Origin of the sequence: Chryseobacterium vietnamense, assembly GCF_031454475.1 — a bacterium.
In the GTDB taxonomy this organism is placed as follows: domain Bacteria; phylum Bacteroidota; class Bacteroidia; order Flavobacteriales; family Weeksellaceae; genus Chryseobacterium; species Chryseobacterium vietnamense.
This window is the reverse complement of record NZ_JAVDQX010000008.1, coordinates 30,847-47,048: the sequence shown is the minus strand read 5'-3', so window position 1 is coordinate 47,048 and position 16,202 is coordinate 30,847. Positions and strand designations below refer to the sequence as shown.

Below are 16,202 nucleotides of genomic sequence, written 5' to 3'. Positions count from 1 at the left end.
ATGATCATTGATAATTGATGAATGATTAGAGCAGTTCTTTCAATTATCACTTGTAATTTATTTGCTCATTAATTTCCAAAGCTCATTAATTACTTCTTTGTCGTCAAAATGATGTTTTACACCATTGATCTCCTGATAGGTTTCGTGGCCTTTTCCGGCAACTAAAACGATATCTTTTGGTTCTGCAAACTTTATGGCCATTTTTATGGCTTCTTTTCTGTCCGGAATTGAAGTGTATTTGCTGAAGTTCTGAGGTTCAACGCCTGCTTCAATTTCTTTGATGATCTGTGCAGGATCTTCTGTTCTCGGATTATCTGAAGTGATGATTGCCAGAGTTGATTTTTTTGTGGCAATATTTCCCATTTCAGGTCTTTTGGAGTGATCTCTGTCTCCTCCGCAGCCGAATACGGTGATTAATCTTTCGTTTTTGGTTCTTATATCGTTGATGCTGTCCAGGATATTTTCTAAAGCATCAGGAGTGTGCGCATAATCTACGATAAAGAAAATTCCACCATCAGATTTGAATGTTTCAAATCTTCCGGAAACTCTTTTTAGTTTGCTGACTGCCTGAAGAATTTCATCCTGTTCAAAACCAAGTTCAGCAGCAATTCCGAAGACAAGCAGCAAATTATATACATTGAATTTCCCGGTAAGGGTCGTCCAGAATTCTTTTCCGTTGAAGTTCAGCAGCATTCCGTTGAAATCTACTTCTAAAAGCTTTCCGTGATAGTCTGCCATGGTTTTCAAAGCATAAGACTTCTTTTTAGCCTTAGTGTTCTGAAGCATGACATTCCCATTTTTATCATCTACATTGGTGATAGCAATGGCTGTATCTTCTAATTGATCAAAGAATCTTTTTTTAGTTTTTAAATATTCTTCGAATGTTTTATGATAATCTAAGTGATCATGAGTAAGGTTGGTAAAGCCGGCAATTTTGAAGTGAAGTCCTTCAATTCTGTTTTGGGCGATTCCGTGTGAGCTTACTTCCATGAAAGCAAATTCACACCCTTTTTCTACTGCTTCCGCCAATATCCTGTTGATGGTAATCACATCAGGAGTAGTATGGGTAGCCGGAATGATCTCATCTCCAATTCTGATTTCAACAGTAGAAAGCAGAGCTGCCGGATATCCAAGGTTTTTGAAAACGTCAAAAAGAAGGGTAGAAACAGATGTTTTTCCGTTAGTTCCTGTAACTCCTATCAGTTTTAACTTCTCAGAAGGGTTTCCGTAGAAATTGGAAGCAAGCTGACCCAAAGCTTTAGAAGAATCTTTTACCAGAACATAAGTTACATTTTCTGCCAATGTCTCTGGGAATTCCTCGCAAACAATTGTTGCGGCTCCTTTTTCAATAGCAGATGCAATGAATGAGTGACCATCTACCACTGTTCCTCTCATCGCAATATAAAGTGCGTTTTCTGTAACCTTTCTGCTGTCGATCACCAATTCAGTAACCTCACGGTTGTTATCACCGTGGATTTCCAATACTGGGATTCTGTTTACTAATTCTGTTATAATCATCTTTATCAATAAGGCTTTGCCCTATTTTGGTTTAAATGTTCCTTCCGAAACCTTGTTTTTAATTCTGCAGAGATAAATAAATTCTCTGGTTCTTACTGATCGTGGTGCCTTCCAGAGGGAATTGTTCTTTAATTCTTCCAACTCCTTTATAATCGACACGGTAGCCTAGGTTTTCCAGCTGCGGGATTACATTTTTCCCGATTAATCCTACCACATTAGGCATTTGTTTATCATTGACTGCTACTTTAACATTTGGTTCCACCATTTTACTCAGGTTTACCTTTTTGTCTACAAGCATTTCTTTTTCAATATTCTGAGGTGTTTTCAGGAATGTTTTTCCTGCAATTTCTTTAAACACCGGTGCTGAAACGGAACCTCCATAAAATCCTTTTGCGGTATTGGGTTCACTGATCATGACATAACATGTATATTTTGGCGCATCTGCCGGATAAAATCCTGCAAATGATGCACGGTATTTCATTGGGCCGGGCAGCCAGTATTCAAACCTTGCGGTACCTGTTTTTCCTGCCATTTTCAGGTTGGGAGTAAAAATGCTTCGTCCTGTTCCTTTTTCTACGGCTTTGGTTAAAGCACTGGTCATCATTTTAATGGCTTTTTCAGAAGCCATTTTGTTTACCATTACTTCAGGCTTTGCATTGTACATTACTTTTCCGTCTTTCATGATTTTATCAATGAATAAAGGCTTAAGCATTTTACCTCCATTGGCAACTCCGTTGTAGAAGGTTGTCAACTGCAGAAGATTGATGTTGGAAGAATATCCGTAGGAAATAGAAGCCAGCGTTGCGGCATTCCATCTTTTATTTTGCGGCGTTACAATCTTCGGTTTTGTGATCCCCGGAAGCTCGATATCCATTTTGTCGAATAATTTCCAACGTTTCAGATGGTCGAGGAAAATCTGTGGCTTTTCTGCATAATACTTTGTGATCAGCTTTGAAGTTCCTACGTTACTGGACTTTGCCAATACATCACTGATATCGTATGTTCCTCCTCCGTGGCCGTCAGATATTCTCTGTTTCGCATAGACCCAAACTCCGTTTCCTACGTTTACAGTTGTATTTTCATCGATGAATCCATCGTCCATTGCTGCTAGAAGCGAAATGGTTTTAAAGGTGGATCCCGGTTCGATATTATCTTTCAGGGCATAGTTGTACGAGTCTTCGTAATCCCCTGAATCTGTTCTTCTTAAGTTAACCAGAGCACGTACTTTTCCGGTTTCAACTTCCATCACAATTACGGTTCCGTGTTTGGCTTCGAAATTAATAAGCTGTTTCTCAAGAGCAGAGTGTGCAATGTCTTGAATTCTAAGGTCTAAAGTGGTGTAGACATCTTCACCATCTACCGGTTCCTGAACTTTCCAGAAGTCGATAGGTTTCCATTGGGAAGAATTGATTCTTTGCTCAAGTCTTTTTCCGTCTGTTCCGGTTAAATATTTGGAGAAAGCTCCTTCAAGTCCGGATTTAAGCTCGCCGTTATCCATACCGATGGTTCCGGCTCCGATTTCTGAAGTGGCCAATTCTCTTTTATAGTTTCGGTCAACGATAAATCCTCCTTTATTTTTACCTCTTTTAAAGATCGGAAACTTTCGGATTCTGTCATACTGATCGAAATCCAGTCCTTTTACCAAAGTATAGTACTGGTTTTTCTTTTTCTTCTGCTCGTCAAACTTCTGTCTGAATTCGCCTCTGGATTTTCCGAACATTTTGCTCAGGGAATCAGTCAGTGCTCCGATATTGTTGGAGTACACCGTATCTTTCATTGTTTTAAAATCAAGATAGATGTCATATCTCATTACTGTTGTGGCAAGAATAGAGCCGTCAGAAGCAAAAAGGTTACCTCGGGCAGCTTTTAAAGTGGCTTCACGATAGTTTTTATTAATGTAATCATCTTTTATTTCCTGGACATTGGTATTCTGAAGGATCACGATCCTCGCCAAGAACATTACAAACACGCACAAAGCTACCACTGCAAAGAGGTAGCCCCATCGTAACGTTTTCTTACGCTTATTGTCGTATTCATTTTGCTTTTGCATCTGTACTATCCAGTTTTATTAGCAATTTATGAGGGTGGTTTTCCAGGGTCATCAGTGAATCCCGTGCAACCTCTTTCCCGAGCTCTGATTCCATTTTTACTTTGATCAGCTTACTTTGGGCGTAAGCATTTCGTGATTTATATTCTTCTGTTTCTTCCTTTAAGGCGTTTACAATTTTTATTTTTTTATTGACGAGATGGTTGGTATAAATCATGGCCATCATCAGAACAAACAAGAGGAGAAAATACCTGTAATGTATTTTGATCTCATCACGATTCAGAAAGTTTCCTTTTATAATATCTATAAAAGTGAGTCTTTTCTGGGGGCGATTTGTTGTTCTTTTTGCCAAAGCTTTTTTTATAATTGATGATTGATAAATATTGATCAATTATCTGTTATCATTTATACTTTAATTCCTGTTCTCATCTTGGCACTTCTTGCTCTCGAGTTTTCTTCTATTTCCTGATCGTCAGGAATGATTGCTTTACTCTTGATCAGCTCGAATGCTTTTTTATAATTTCCGTAGATATCTCTTTCCGGTTCTCCTTCAAACATTCCGTTTTTCAGGAATCTCTTTACCAAACGGTCTTCCAGAGAGTGGTAAGAAATAACGACTAATCTTCCTTCCGGCTTTAATATATTAAAAGCCTGAACCAGCATTTCTTTTAATACCTCAAGCTCCTGGTTGACTTCAATTCTTACTGCCTGAAAGAGCTGGGCATAGAATTTATTCACTTTATGAGGTGGAATATAGCTGAAAAGCTTTTTCAGATCCTCTGTGGTCTCTATGCTTTTTGTTTTCCTGTGGTGTACAATTTCTCTCGCCAGTTTTCTTGCTTCTCTCAATTCGCCGTAGTGGTAAAAGATGTCTGCAAGTTCCTCCTCTCCATATTCATTAATCACTCTTTTGGCATCCAGATTCTGCATCACATTCATTCTCATATCCAAAGGAGCATTACTTCTTGTTGAGAAACCTCTGTCTGCTTCATCAAACTGATGGGAAGATACCCCTAAGTCTGCCAAAACACCATCTACCTGTGAAATGCCATACATCAGCAATGAGTTTTCCAGAAATCTGAAATTCTGATTAACTAATGTAAACCTTGGGTCATCAATTGTATTTTTAAGTGCATCCAGGTCCTGATCAAAACTGAACAATCTCCCTTTGTCGGAAAGTCTGCTTAAGATTTCTCTTGAATGGCCTCCGCCTCCAAAGGTGCAGTCCACATATATTCCGTCAGGATTCGTCACCAAATCATCAACACTCTGCTTCAACAAAACGGGGTTATGATACATGCTTAATTGTGTTTTTTATTTAATACTAATCAATTAATAACCTACTGTCATTATTCTTCGTCAAAAGAGCCCATCACATCTTCGGCCAGGCTTGCAAAATCAGCTTCGTTGGTAGCAATTACCTTTTCGTAGGCCTCTTTATCCCAAATCTCAAAGAGTTCTCCTGCACTGGTGATCACAATCTCTTTCTGAAGATTTGCAAAAACCGTGAGGTCTTTAGAGATCTGCAGTCTTCCCGCATTATCCAACTCTACTGTTTTTACTCCTGCCGTAAACATTCGTATGAAATCAGCATTCTTTTTTATGAACCTGTTCAGTTTATTAATTTTGCCCATCAGTTTGTCCCATGCATTCATAGGATAAACTTCCAGACAAGGTTGGAACACAGATCTTTTGACTACAAACGCCTTATCGTCGAAGTTTTCCATCTGTTTGATTAAAGATGAAGGAACTTTTAAGCGGCCTTTGTCGTCAATTTTACACTCATATGTCCCAATGAAATTTTTCATTTGGGACAAATTTATATAATAATTTCCAAAATTTCCCACTTTTTCCCACTTTTTGACTCAATGTTAATAAGTTTTATTAAAGATTGAATTTCAATAATGTAAAATACTGATATGAAGACACTTGTTGAAAGTCCTATTTAGGCCATAATAAAGCTGTTCTGAAAAAAAAAGTTAAAAAGGAGAATATTATATTATTTTTATCTTAAATTAGGATAATCAAAATTTTTTTGAGGTTTAATTTGTATTTTTGCAGGGCTTTATTAAGGCGTTTTATGATATTTAGTACAAAAAAAGAAAAGAAATATTCCTATGTAGAAGCGGGAGAAGGACATCCATTAGTGCTGTTGCACGGGTTAATGGGTGGTTTGAGTAATTTCGATAAAATGGTAGATTTTTTTTCGGATAGAGGCTTCAAAGTATATGTTCCTCAGTTGCCGATCTATGATCTGCCGGTACTCAATACGAATCTTACCACGATTGCAAAATATATTATCAAGTTTATAGAAAGTCATATTTCTGGTCCGGTAACTATTGTAGGAAACTCAATGGGAGGTCACGTAGGGCTTATATTAACTTTAGCAAGACCTGATCTGGTAAAAAATCTTGTTCTTACGGGAAGTTCCGGTCTTTATGAAAGAACTTTCGGAGACAGCTTTCCAAGAAAAAATGACCGTTCTTATATCAGAAAGAAAACGGAAGAAGTTTTCTATGATCCAAAGGTGGCAACAGAAGATCTTGTAGATGAAGTTTTTGCAGTTGTAAATGACAGAATGAAAGGAATAAAGACGGTAATGCTGGCCAGAAGTGCCATCAAACACAATATGCTGAATGATCTTCCGAAGATTGTGACACCTACCTGTCTGATCTGGGGTAAACAGGATAATGTTACTCCTCCCGAAGTGGCAGAAGATATGCACAAGTTTATTCCTAATTCGGACTTATTCTGGATTGATAAATGCGGGCATGCAGCGATGATGGAAAAACCAGATGAATTCAATGAAATCCTGTACAACTGGATAAAAGATAAAGTTTAAAACATATAAATGACCATTAAGAGCTTTTCTTAATGGTTTATTTTTCTAAAATACATTCAAAAATGATTATCAAGACAGCAGAGTTTGTAAAGAGTAGCGGAAAATGGCAGGAATGCCCTGAACCAAATATTCCCGAATATGCTTTTATCGGAAGGTCGAACGTAGGAAAATCATCACTGATCAATGCAATGATGAATCATAAAGATCTTGCCAAAACATCACAGACCCCAGGGAAAACCCAGCTGATCAATCATTTTTTAGTGAATGAAAACTGGTATCTTACCGATTTACCGGGATATGGCTATGCCAAGGTTTCAAAAGTTCAGCGAAAGGATTTTGAAAAGCTGATCACCAATTATATTCTGAACAGAAGGAATCTGGTTAACCTTTTTGTATTGGTAGATGTAAGGCATACGCCGCAGAAAATTGACCTGGAATTCATCCAGTGGTGCGGAGAAAGTGGAATCCCATTTTCGATTGTCTTTACTAAGGCAGATAAACTAAAGCCGAATGCAGTGGTTAAAAATGTTGAAGATTATAAGGCTGAACTTCATAAAACATGGGAAGATCTTCCAGAGTTGTATATTACCTCAGCAGAAAAGAAAGAGGGAGGGGACAACATCCTTAACTTTATACAGAAGACCAATGAGTTTTTAATCAATAACAATATAAGCTTCGATGAGTAATATGATCTGGAAAATAAAAACATTTGACGAGTTTACTGTCCCGGAATTATATGCGGTACTGAAAGCACGCATTGATGTTTTCGTTATTGAACAGAACTGTCCTTACCCTGATCTGGATAATTATGATCAGAAAGCGGTTCATATCTGGGCTGAGGAAGACGGGGAAGTGCTAGCCTATTGCCGTGTTTTTGACAAAGGAATAAAATATGATGAAACTTCCTTCGGCAGAGTTTTGACGACAGAGCAGGCGAGAGGTAAGAGTCTTGGAAAACAGTTGATACAATATGCTGTAGAAACCATAGAAAACCGTTTTCATACTTCTGAAATCAGAATTTCAGCACAGGATTATCTGTTAAGATTTTACAGTGCATTCGGATTTGTAGATACAGGAAAAAAATATCTTGAAGATGATATTCCGCATACGGAAATGGTAAGAAAGTAAAGAAAAAGCGAGGAAATGTATTCTTCGCTTTTTTTAATAGTTAAATATGTTGAGTGTGTTTTTTATTTCCCTGAAATCGCTTTTAAGATAATGGGCTCTAAATTAGAAGGAAGATCAGCGGATTTGATCTGATAGTTTTTAATTTTCATTTTTTTAAACCAATTTTCCCAATATTCTTTAATAACAGCTTCTTCGAAAGGGTTCCCTTTTTCGGGATTGATTCCCAAAACAATGACTTCGAGATTACTCAGATTTTCATTTGCTTTTACAAATCCATAGCCGTTTTTTTCAATAGCATCTTTAAAACCAGATGTTGTTAGGTTATTGGCTTTTATAAGTTTGGTTGTTAAATAGGAAGTTTTATATGAATTTTCTTTTTTTTCTTCAAACTTGGTATTTTGATGATACATATAACCATCTGTCAGAATGAACAGAATGTTTCTTTTATCTTGTTTGATACAATAATCATTAACTTTGTTTTTAAAGAATTCCCAGATATCCGAACCGACATATTTGCCGTCTTTTATAGCTGACTGATAAATGTTTATAGGTAATTCTGAGTATTTTTTATCAACAGAATCAAAATAGCTCTTTGGAATATCTTTATTAAAAGAAATTTTCAACTCTTTTGTGAAATCATTTATTTTTGGATCTGAAGGTTCCGGGTTAAAGAAAACCTGCATCTGATCGTCATAAGTGATGATCTTTTTTGATTTAACATGATTTAAAAATCCTTTTTCAATGGCTTTAATATACTCTGTATCCCGTTGAAAATATTGCATTGTAGGATTAGGGTTGGTTGCCGGATCAATTCTGTCTGAAAGATCAATCAGGATACTTAGATTGATATTGTTTGAATCAACAACAATAGTATCTTTCTTTTCTATCTCTGTTCCGTCATCTTTGCCTTTACAGCAAGAAGCCAAAGAAATAATGAATAATAAATAGAATATCTTTTTCATAATTTTCAGTTATAAAGATGATAAATACACTAAGTTCTGATTGTCGGAATTAGCACCTACGGTTTCTAAATTGGTATTGTAGGTGACAATACAGTCGTCAATCATTGTTTGTTTTTCCGTTCTTGAAACGGCTATTTTTTCACCAATAAAAGTGATCCAGCCCTGAACATATTCCGAAGCATACAGTTTGTAATCTTTGGTTGGAATGATGACTCCGTCGATAATATTCTGAAGTTCTTCGATTCTTCCTCGTGTCTTGATAACGGTTTCTTTTATCGTTCCGATACTGGCAAGGATTTCTTCAATTTCTTTTTTCAAAACATTAATCTTTTCCTGAAAGAATTCAACTTTTTTCTGTCTGATTTCCTGTTCGTTTTTAATCTTATCCTTTTCACGATGTTCTTTCATTACAAAATCAAAAACCAGCCCCCAAATAATGTAAACAATAAATCCGGCAAAAATAATTCCCCAAAACTGAATTTTGGTAAAAGCAATCTTAAGATCAAAAGATGGAGAATTAAAGGTTCTGTTTAATTCATATAATTTTGATTCAATTTCGTAGGCTAAAATGCAATCAAAAATAAATGTTACAATAAATAATAATCCAAGCTTGATATAGTTGGCTCTCGTTTTATTCTCCCAGAACATGTGAATCAAGTAACCCAATCCTAGGAATACAAAGGGAATCAAGGTGACAAATGCTCCTTCAATAACTCCTTCGTTCCATGCTTTGCTGAGAGCCTGTGCATCTAAAACGCTTTGGATAATCGTACTTTTTGCATCAAAACTTTTAAAAAAAGCCGAATAGGAAGTTGAGATATAGAATGTTCCTAAATATAAGGTGATGGGAATCAAAAGAAAAAGTCCGATCCAGAATTTTGCAGAAGCTCCTCTTGTCGCTTTTATATTATATTTTTCCGGGTTTCTGGGAAGATCAAGGATCTCAGCTTTTAATGTTTCAATGGTATGCTGATGATTCTCAATTTCAGCGCTCTTGCTTTGTAATTGTTCTTCTTTGGTCTCCTGTGAAACGAATAAAGCTTTGATTTCAGTTTCCCGGTTTTTCTGTTCGTTTACATAAGATTCTTTAAGATTTTTCTGTTTTTCAACCATTTCTTTTTCTTCATTCTGAAATTTTGAATAAACGGCATCAAGGCAGATAGATAGAGTAGAGTGATTTCCATTCGTTCGTGAGCTATCCCTGTATCCTGATTCATGATAAGTTCTTTTTCTTGTTTCTTCCAGAGATTCATCGTTCAGGTCATTATTTGAGGGAAGCGGTTCCGGTTTCGGTTCTATCAGAACGGATTTAAGTTTAAATAAATTTTTTATACTGGTGGTGTCCATGATGAGTTAGTTTTTTAATTCATATAAAATTTCACTTTTGTTCTTTCCGATTCTTACGGCTTCAATGAGATAGTCTACAATTGCCGTTACATTTTCTTCCAAAAAGCCAAACATCAAAACGTATTTTTGCATTGCAGCATATTCGTTTGGTGAAACAATGCCATCTGCCCAGATCATGATTGTGAGATCATATAAATAATCTATTTTTTCTTCAATAGATTGGGGAACTAATGATTTTAAATTGATAGGGTTTAAAAGGATTTCGTCTAGGTTTTTGGATGGAATTCCTCTTTCTTCTGCACATTTATAGAGCATTTTAAGTTCTAATGCGCTGAAATCATCATCACAGATGGCCATTTGATACAATCTTAAGAAATGAGCTTTGAGATTTTCTGTTATATGATTGTTTTCCATGATGGTTACTATTCTTTTGTTTTTCTAGGGTTAATAATTCTGTCTCTTGAAACAGTTCTTTGGTGAATGGGTAACGAAGGTTCTGTAGTTTCTTCGGTAATTTCTTCTTCCTTTTTTTGTTCTGTTTTTTTTACGAAATTGATCAACAGAAATAAAATTCCTGCGATTATATCAATCGGGATCCAAATACTTTTTTGATATAAATAAAAAGGAAATACAGGATTGAAAAGAATGAGAATAATTAGAAATGGTATACTGAAATAATATTGTTTGGAACTTAGAGTAATGTATAAAACCAATAAAGCTCCAATGGAAATAATAATTCTAAGAAAAGTATAATATTCTATAGGAAGTTTGAAAATACCTGCGAAACAACATAACGCACAGAAGGTGAGAAATGGTTTCATAATGTTTGCTTAAAATCCTGTTTTGAGATTATATTTATAATTAAAACGGCTTTCAGACATAAAAATAAGTACGAAGAAATCAAAAAATGCAATTAATGCGGGAATGAAAGTCCAGCAAAATACCAGATAAACTATTCCCATAATATTTTGACCTAGGTAAAACCTGTGAATGCCTAATCCTCCCAAGAAAAAAGCAAGTAAAGCGGCGGTGGATTTCGATTTCATAATTTAAACTCTTGATAAAACTTCGTTCTTTTTTGTTTCAAACTCTTCAGGAGAAATGATTCCGTTCTCTTTTAAGTCTTTTAACTTCTGCAATAAAGCAAAAGGATCTTCATTTTCAATTAATAGTGGCCTTTTTTCTTCCTGAAATTGTTGAGGTTGTGCGATAATAGGGGTAGTATTGTTCACAGTAACCCCTCCTGCTGAAGCTCTCAATGTTTCAAGATTTTTTTCTCTTCTCAGACCGCGCATTCTTTCTTCTACTTCCTGTGCAAACTGGTATAGTTTTCTGGCTTGGTTTTTAGGAAGATAATCCATCATATTGGTAAAGCTGTTCGTTGTTCTCATGATAAATGTAGCGCCCACAATTCCTTCCTTGATATGGCAATCAGCTATATCTACCCAGCTATAGTCCTGAAAATCCATTGATAAGCCGAAGTTTTTCGGTCTGCAAAAAATAATTCTCCTGTTGGTAAGAGCAATACAATCAGGAGATAAATTAATTACAGGTTTCTTCTGAACAGCTATGTATTCTACAACTTCTTGTGAGGTAAGAAGACTATTGATTCTTCCTAAAAGCTTTTCAACAGCTTGAGGATCCTGTTCCTCATTTAAAAAATTCTTTAAGTTCATATTATTTTGTTTTGATTATTTTACATCTTTATAATAAACATATCCTGTTTTTCCACTTGATTTAACTTGTACTTTGTACCACAAGCCGTCTTTGGAAAGTTGAATCAGCTTGGCTTTTTTAGAAACTGTTGCTATTATTTTAGATTTTAAGGATGGCTTCTCGTAAATATTTGTTGCTTCTATTCCTGCCGTGTATCTGTTGCTGGAACTAATATTGAAATTAACTTCATCAATAAATACTTTTGTTGGTTTATTGGATTTTGTTTTGGAAGATTCATTAGAACCTGATGACCTATATTTTTCAGCCTTACTTTTTTTATTAGAGTTGCCCGAAGAAGAACTTCTTCCAGAAGAGCCACCGCCACAAACACCACACGTTCCACCACTACTGCAGTGCCCACATCTTGAGCAGTTGGAGCAGGCTGTACAATAGGAAGAACCGGTACATCTTCCGCCGTGTCCTGCATTGTCATTGGCTTTTAAGCAAGAATTTAAAAGAAATAAGCTGAATGTAAGTATAATGAAAGGTATTAGCTTTTTCATGGTTAGTTGTAGTTTTCCAGGGTCTGATGAAGCTGATTTCTGTAATTATAAATTTCATCGAGAGTGTTCAATAAAATCTTTTCTCCGGCCTCTTTTCCGTTATGGAAAGTTTCTAAATATTTATTCGCTGTATTAAAGTGTAGTCTGCAAATCGGCTTTCTATTGTTATCATCCAACAAAACTCCGAAATATGAAAGGGTATCTCTGTAAGCAATTCTGGAAGAAGGAATTTTTTCTCTCAGAATCGCTTTTACAATTTGAAATCCTTCGAGTTCTTCCTCCGTGGTTACAATTTTAGAATCGTTATTTTGATCGATGGGCTGTGATGATTTCACATCATCTTCGCTTTTTTCTATCTGTTCATTGATGCTCAAAGCCGATTTTAACCGGAAGCTGATTGACTCATTAATAGAAGTAGTCAATGCTTTTTTAGCATATTCTTTAAAAGAAATCATTCTGTTGGCTGTTAAGGGCTTTTCAAAGAAGCGGTTTACCAATAGTTTTACCAGTTCATCAGAAGGATTTTCAATTTCCTTTTCAAATTCTTTTCTGATGGCCTTGATGTATTTTAATGCCTCCGCTGAATCAAGAATATTTTCCAAATTATAATCTTTCTTGGTAAAATTTTCCAGAATTTTAATGGAACTGTCTTTTAAATCCTCAATATTAATGGTGAAGAAGGGTTTTTCATCCATAATATTAGGTTTTTCCAGATCTGTATAAAAGTTATATACGATACCATTTGTCAAAACACCAAATCTCGTTTTCGAAACATGATAATATCTGTGTAGCTGTGAATTGTGGGCATCTGCACTTTCTTTCCAATGCTTACATTCGATAATGAAGATGGGCTCATCGTTATTTTTGATAACGTAATCCACTTTTTCTCCTTTTTTCGTCCCAATATCACAAACATGTTCAGGGACAACTTCCGTTGGGTTGAAGATGTCATAGCCCAGAATTTGTATAAAAGGCATTACAAAAGCATTTTTTGTAGCTTCTTCTGTTCCTATCTGTTCTTTCAATCCAATTACTTTCTGATGTAATTGCTCAAGTTTAATTTTGAGATCCATAGTATTATTTTTTTAAAGTTTCATCAACGATTTCTGCCGTTGGTGCATTTGCTTTTACAGAGGCAATACCATTTTCCAATCCAGATTTTGAATTGTACATTTGGCTGTTCCCAATAATTTCACCGTTTCTTGCTTTTAATACAAAATAGTCTTTTCCGTTTTTCGCCACTCTTCTATCATATCTTGAAAGATCCTGTGAATTAACTTTTATGGATTCGATTCCTTTTTGACAAGATGCTTTCTGGACATATCCTTCGCTCGTTAAAATAATTTCGCCATTTCCGGCCTTCAGGTTAAACTGATACTCGTTGTTGATTCTTTGTGTGATGATAAATTTTCCCATGATTATTATTTTAACTTGTGTGACATTCGTTAGAACATGTTTTGCAACCATTCGCTTTAGAATAATCTCTTTTTGCTTCTCTTACTGCGTCTTTACAAGACGAAAACTGACCTAAATATTTTCTGTTATCAATGCTCGGGAGATATATACAGTTTTCATGATGTACTTCATGGTCTCCATTTGCTTGAGCTTTTTTGTTTACATAGTACTTTTTCATAATAAAAATTGTTTATTGTTTTAACAGTCCAAAAATATGAGCATTAAATCTTGATTCATTACGGAAAACCGTAAACTGAAATTACTTAATAAAAAAACCTTCCAGAAATGCTGAAAGGTTATTAATTTTTAGAATAAGGGATCGTTATATGATACCAATATCTTTACATATTACAATTAATTCAATATTATTTTTCGCGCCCAGCTCGAAACGAAGATCGTTTAATCTTTTTTCTATGGCGCTTCTACTATCCGGGGTTATTTTGTTTTCTTTAAAAAAGGTCTCAATTTCACTTTGCTTCCACCCTTTGGAAAGAAGTTCAATAAGTTTTTCATCATATTCTGTAAATTCAAATGATGTATTTCGTATAGAATTTAAAATCTCTTGCGGAATAACTGTTTCGCCAGAAAAAACCTTCTTGATTGTATTTTTGAGATCTTTACCATCATTTCTCCCCTTGCTTACAAAGCCATTGATATTGTGTACCTTAAAAAGATCATCAATTATTTTGGGTTTCTTTTCTATAGAAAAAGCAATGACTTTCAAATTTGGTTGAATTTTTTTTGCTTCTTCAATCAATTTCTGGCCAGAATTGATTTTTTGTTCCATGTGATCTTTATCGAAAGATAAGTCTGTAATTAAAAGATCATAAGAAATATTGTCTGTAGCGGCAGTTTTTATTTTTTGAAAAGCATCATCACAATAGTTTACAAAATCAAAATTCTGAATCTGTAATTCTGTAAGCGTATTTACAACACCTAAATTTCTGACTTCGTGATCTTCGGCTATAAGGACTTTTTTAAACATATTTTGATTGTATTGGAATGGTTATTTGAACAATTAATCCACCTGTTGGATTTTTTTCAAAAGTAATATCTCCCCCAATGTTTTCAATACGGTTTTCCGTATTATGGATTCCTGTTCCTTTTTTTTGATCTAAGTTGTTGATACCTATGCCATTGTCTGTATATTTTATTTTCAGATTATAATTGTCTTTCTCAAATCTGACAGAAGCTAATTTTGCCTGACTGTGCTTTTTCATATTTACAAGGATCTCTCTCAGAGTATAATAAAGTTCAAGCTGCGTATTGTACGCAATAGACTCCCAAATATTTTCTTTGTATCCTAGAGGTAAAACCTTTTGTTCATCGGAAGAATAAGAAGTGATCATATTAATAAAACGTAATGCAAAATCTTTTTCTGCAATATTCTCATGAGAAATATCTCTAGATTCTTCATACATTTTTTCAATATCATTAAGAATTCTTGTTTTGTCCATTTCCGGGTTATTCTGAACATCAATCATCATGTGATAAAGCCCATTAGCCACTACGTCATGCACTTTTTTAGACATTTTGAGCTGGGTGTTTTTTACTTCAATTTCTTTTTCTTGTTGAAGTTTTTTTTGCCTTTTTTTATATAAAATGATAATAATGATTATTAGAGCAACAAGTAACCCTGAAAGAAAATACTGCCAAAGTAATTGAAATTCTTTTTCAACCTTTTCAGCCTTTAATCTTTGATTTTCTATTTCCTTCTTTTCTCCATCATATTTTATATATGCAAACCTGTTTCTATTGTCATTTTTATAACTTTGAATACTGTCTGATAGATGCTTGTATTGTTTAAAGTTTTTAATAGCATTAGAAGGATTGTCAACTAATGATATTTTTTCTATTGCTTCTAGCCTATCGTCAGGACTTTTTATTTTTTCAGCTGTATTGAGCATTTGGTGTGCATAATATAAAGAGATGTTAGGATTGCTATCCTGATTTATTTCAGCTAGATGCGAATAGCTAGAATTTGCTCCCCAATTGTCATTGTTTTTTAACTTAAGTTTTAGGAGTTCTTCAAATTCTGATTGAGCAGGATAATTTTTATCTTGAAGCCATTGAGTATATACAATATTTTCTTTTATTCTATTTTTTAGATTGATATCATTTACATTTTTAGGGTCTATACTTCTTAATGTTTTTAAAGCCTCTGAATATTTCTTTTGTCTGTATTCAGCCGCTCCTTTATTATTAAGCATATCAAATTTGTCCTTTTCAGAAGTGTTTTTTTCAGAAAGACCTTTAGCGTACCATTCTTCAGCAGATGAATATTCTTTTTGTGCATATTTTATATCTCCAAGCGTACTATATGCAGAGTAAAGACTTTCATCTCCTTCTTTCATAAAAGTGAGGGCATCTACTAAAGTAGCTTCTGCCCCAAATATATCTCCAGTATATTTTTGAGCTATTGCCTGGCATATCAAACTTTTAGAAATATTAGAAGAATCTCTTGTTTTATAGTAATAATTTAAAGCTTCCTGAAACTTTTTATAGGCTTCAATATTATCTTTGAGGAGAAGACTGGTTCCTTCATCATATAATTTATCTGCTTCTGGAGCATTATGAATGACTGTTTTCTTTTCACAAGCAATAAAAAATAACAGAATAAAAAATAAATATCGTATCATCTCACTAAAATAAAAAAAACCGCTCTAATAAAGAACGGTTTGTTT

General features: G+C 34.7%; 19 protein-coding genes. 3 read left to right on the top strand and 16 right to left on the bottom strand.

The features are described 5' to 3' along the window. Positions 1-57: 57 nt before the first annotated feature. Genes J2786_RS21725 through mraZ form a run of 5 tightly spaced genes read right to left on the bottom strand, consistent with a single transcriptional unit; the run spans position 58 to position 5,373 of the window. A complete protein-coding gene (locus J2786_RS21725; RefSeq protein ID WP_047426282.1) occupies positions 58-1,518 on the bottom strand; it encodes a UDP-N-acetylmuramoyl-L-alanyl-D-glutamate--2,6-diaminopimelate ligase in 1,461 nt (486 codons plus the stop codon). Positions 1,519-1,576: 58 nt separating this feature from the next. Further along, entirely contained in the window at positions 1,577-3,568 is a 1,992-nt protein-coding gene (locus J2786_RS21720; protein ID WP_047426281.1) for a penicillin-binding transpeptidase domain-containing protein, read from the bottom strand. Then, positions 3,552-3,917: an FtsL-like putative cell division protein gene (locus tag J2786_RS21715; RefSeq protein ID WP_034693891.1), complete on the bottom strand. Its 366-nt coding sequence runs from the start codon at positions 3,915-3,917 to the stop codon at positions 3,552-3,554. Before J2786_RS21715 ends, J2786_RS21720 begins: the two co-directional genes overlap by 17 nt. Before the next feature lie 53 nt (positions 3,918-3,970). Beyond that, positions 3,971-4,864 (bottom strand): 16S rRNA (cytosine(1402)-N(4))-methyltransferase RsmH, encoded by an 894-nt coding sequence (rsmH, locus tag J2786_RS21710; protein ID WP_047426280.1) that lies wholly within the window; start codon positions 4,862-4,864, stop codon positions 3,971-3,973. A gap of 50 nt (positions 4,865-4,914) precedes the next feature. After that, positions 4,915-5,373 (bottom strand): division/cell wall cluster transcriptional repressor MraZ, encoded by a 459-nt coding sequence (gene mraZ / locus J2786_RS21705; RefSeq protein ID WP_047426278.1) that lies wholly within the window; start codon positions 5,371-5,373, stop codon positions 4,915-4,917. A gap of 272 nt (positions 5,374-5,645) precedes the next feature. Here mraZ and J2786_RS21700 point away from each other — a divergent pair, with 272 nt between their 5' ends. The 3 genes from J2786_RS21700 to J2786_RS21690 all read left to right on the top strand — a co-directional run bounded on the left by J2786_RS21700 (position 5,646) and on the right by J2786_RS21690 (position 7,535). Beyond that, positions 5,646-6,407, top strand: a complete 762-nt coding sequence (locus tag J2786_RS21700; RefSeq protein WP_047426276.1) for an alpha/beta fold hydrolase — start codon at positions 5,646-5,648, stop codon at positions 6,405-6,407. A gap of 62 nt (positions 6,408-6,469) precedes the next feature. Continuing rightward, positions 6,470-7,093 carry a ribosome biogenesis GTP-binding protein YihA/YsxC gene (gene yihA, locus J2786_RS21695; protein ID WP_047427761.1) on the top strand — a complete coding sequence of 208 codons (624 nt, stop codon included), beginning with the start codon at positions 6,470-6,472 and terminating at the stop codon, positions 7,091-7,093. Continuing rightward, the gene (locus J2786_RS21690; RefSeq protein WP_047426274.1) at positions 7,086-7,535 is read left to right on the top strand and encodes a GNAT family N-acetyltransferase; all 450 of its coding nucleotides are present in this window, start codon (positions 7,086-7,088) and stop codon (positions 7,533-7,535) included. The genes yihA and J2786_RS21690 overlap by 8 nt, the downstream gene beginning before the upstream one ends. Positions 7,536-7,597: 62 nt before the next feature. On the opposite strand, the gene J2786_RS21685 is transcribed toward J2786_RS21690, so the two are convergent. The 11 genes from J2786_RS21685 to J2786_RS21635 all read right to left on the bottom strand — a co-directional run bounded on the left by J2786_RS21685 (position 7,598) and on the right by J2786_RS21635 (position 16,157). Then, a complete protein-coding gene (locus tag J2786_RS21685) occupies positions 7,598-8,497 on the bottom strand; it encodes a hypothetical protein (RefSeq protein ID WP_047426272.1) in 900 nt (299 codons plus the stop codon). A gap of 9 nt (positions 8,498-8,506) precedes the next feature. Then, positions 8,507-9,844 carry a beta-carotene 15,15'-monooxygenase gene (locus tag J2786_RS21680; protein WP_310026749.1) on the bottom strand — a complete coding sequence of 446 codons (1,338 nt, stop codon included), beginning with the start codon at positions 9,842-9,844 and terminating at the stop codon, positions 8,507-8,509. A 6-nt stretch (positions 9,845-9,850) separates the two neighbouring features. Then, positions 9,851-10,258, bottom strand: a complete 408-nt coding sequence (locus tag J2786_RS21675) for a hypothetical protein (protein ID WP_047426267.1) — start codon at positions 10,256-10,258, stop codon at positions 9,851-9,853. A gap of 8 nt (positions 10,259-10,266) precedes the next feature. Beyond that, positions 10,267-10,665 carry a DUF6804 family protein gene (locus tag J2786_RS21670; RefSeq protein ID WP_047426265.1) on the bottom strand — a complete coding sequence of 133 codons (399 nt, stop codon included), beginning with the start codon at positions 10,663-10,665 and terminating at the stop codon, positions 10,267-10,269. Positions 10,666-10,674: 9 nt separating this feature from the next. Continuing rightward, complete coding sequence (locus tag J2786_RS21665) at positions 10,675-10,890, bottom strand: TM2 domain-containing protein (RefSeq protein WP_047426263.1); 216 nt, start codon at positions 10,888-10,890, stop codon at positions 10,675-10,677. A 3-nt stretch (positions 10,891-10,893) separates the two neighbouring features. Then, the gene (locus J2786_RS21660) at positions 10,894-11,520 is read right to left on the bottom strand and encodes a PH domain-containing protein (RefSeq protein WP_047426261.1); all 627 of its coding nucleotides are present in this window, start codon (positions 11,518-11,520) and stop codon (positions 10,894-10,896) included. A gap of 15 nt (positions 11,521-11,535) precedes the next feature. Beyond that, positions 11,536-12,063 carry an SH3 domain-containing protein gene (locus J2786_RS21655; RefSeq protein ID WP_082001884.1) on the bottom strand — a complete coding sequence of 176 codons (528 nt, stop codon included), beginning with the start codon at positions 12,061-12,063 and terminating at the stop codon, positions 11,536-11,538. 2 nt (positions 12,064-12,065) lie between these two features. Further along, positions 12,066-13,136: a type I restriction endonuclease gene (locus J2786_RS21650; protein ID WP_047427759.1), complete on the bottom strand. Its 1,071-nt coding sequence runs from the start codon at positions 13,134-13,136 to the stop codon at positions 12,066-12,068. Positions 13,137-13,140: 4 nt separating this feature from the next. Next, entirely contained in the window at positions 13,141-13,479 is a 339-nt protein-coding gene (locus J2786_RS21645; protein WP_310026742.1) for a YegP family protein, read from the bottom strand. Between the two features lie 361 nt (positions 13,480-13,840). After that, complete coding sequence (locus J2786_RS21640) at positions 13,841-14,503, bottom strand: response regulator (RefSeq protein ID WP_047426252.1); 663 nt, start codon at positions 14,501-14,503, stop codon at positions 13,841-13,843. Next, the gene (locus J2786_RS21635) at positions 14,496-16,157 is read right to left on the bottom strand and encodes an ATP-binding protein (RefSeq protein ID WP_047426250.1); all 1,662 of its coding nucleotides are present in this window, start codon (positions 16,155-16,157) and stop codon (positions 14,496-14,498) included. Before J2786_RS21635 ends, J2786_RS21640 begins: the two co-directional genes overlap by 8 nt. Positions 16,158-16,202: the final 45 nt, after the last annotated feature.

Bases quoted from the DNA above. Each gene is read 5' to 3' on its own strand.
- J2786_RS21665 (WP_047426263.1), bottom strand. From the start codon at position 10,890: ATGAAATCGAAATCCACCGCCGCTTTACTTGCTTTTTTCTTGGGAGGA.
- J2786_RS21660 (WP_047426261.1), bottom strand. From the start codon at position 11,520: ATGAACTTAAAGAATTTTTTAAATGAGGAACAGGATCCTCAAGCTGTT.
- rsmH (WP_047426280.1), bottom strand. From the start codon at position 4,864: ATGTATCATAACCCCGTTTTGTTGAAGCAGAGTGTTGATGATTTGGTG.
- J2786_RS21725 (WP_047426282.1), bottom strand. From the start codon at position 1,518: ATGATTATAACAGAATTAGTAAACAGAATCCCAGTATTGGAAATCCAC.
- J2786_RS21640 (WP_047426252.1), bottom strand. From the start codon at position 14,503: ATGTTTAAAAAAGTCCTTATAGCCGAAGATCACGAAGTCAGAAATTTA.
- J2786_RS21645 (WP_310026742.1), bottom strand. From the start codon at position 13,479: ATGGGAAAATTTATCATCACACAAAGAATCAACAACGAGTATCAGTTT.
- J2786_RS21655 (WP_082001884.1), bottom strand. From the start codon at position 12,063: ATGAAAAAGCTAATACCTTTCATTATACTTACATTCAGCTTATTTCTT.
- J2786_RS21675 (WP_047426267.1), bottom strand. From the start codon at position 10,258: ATGGAAAACAATCATATAACAGAAAATCTCAAAGCTCATTTCTTAAGA.
- J2786_RS21650 (WP_047427759.1), bottom strand. From the start codon at position 13,136: ATGGATCTCAAAATTAAACTTGAGCAATTACATCAGAAAGTAATTGGA.
- J2786_RS21690 (WP_047426274.1), top strand. From the start codon at position 7,086: ATGAGTAATATGATCTGGAAAATAAAAACATTTGACGAGTTTACTGTC.
- J2786_RS21670 (WP_047426265.1), bottom strand. From the start codon at position 10,665: ATGAAACCATTTCTCACCTTCTGTGCGTTATGTTGTTTCGCAGGTATT.
- J2786_RS21685 (WP_047426272.1), bottom strand. From the start codon at position 8,497: ATGAAAAAGATATTCTATTTATTATTCATTATTTCTTTGGCTTCTTGC.
- J2786_RS21635 (WP_047426250.1), bottom strand. From the start codon at position 16,157: ATGATACGATATTTATTTTTTATTCTGTTATTTTTTATTGCTTGTGAA.
- mraZ (WP_047426278.1), bottom strand. From the start codon at position 5,373: ATGAAAAATTTCATTGGGACATATGAGTGTAAAATTGACGACAAAGGC.
- J2786_RS21680 (WP_310026749.1), bottom strand. From the start codon at position 9,844: ATGGACACCACCAGTATAAAAAATTTATTTAAACTTAAATCCGTTCTG.
- J2786_RS21720 (WP_047426281.1), bottom strand. From the start codon at position 3,568: ATGCAAAAGCAAAATGAATACGACAATAAGCGTAAGAAAACGTTACGA.
- yihA (WP_047427761.1), top strand. From the start codon at position 6,470: ATGATTATCAAGACAGCAGAGTTTGTAAAGAGTAGCGGAAAATGGCAG.
- J2786_RS21700 (WP_047426276.1), top strand. From the start codon at position 5,646: ATGATATTTAGTACAAAAAAAGAAAAGAAATATTCCTATGTAGAAGCG.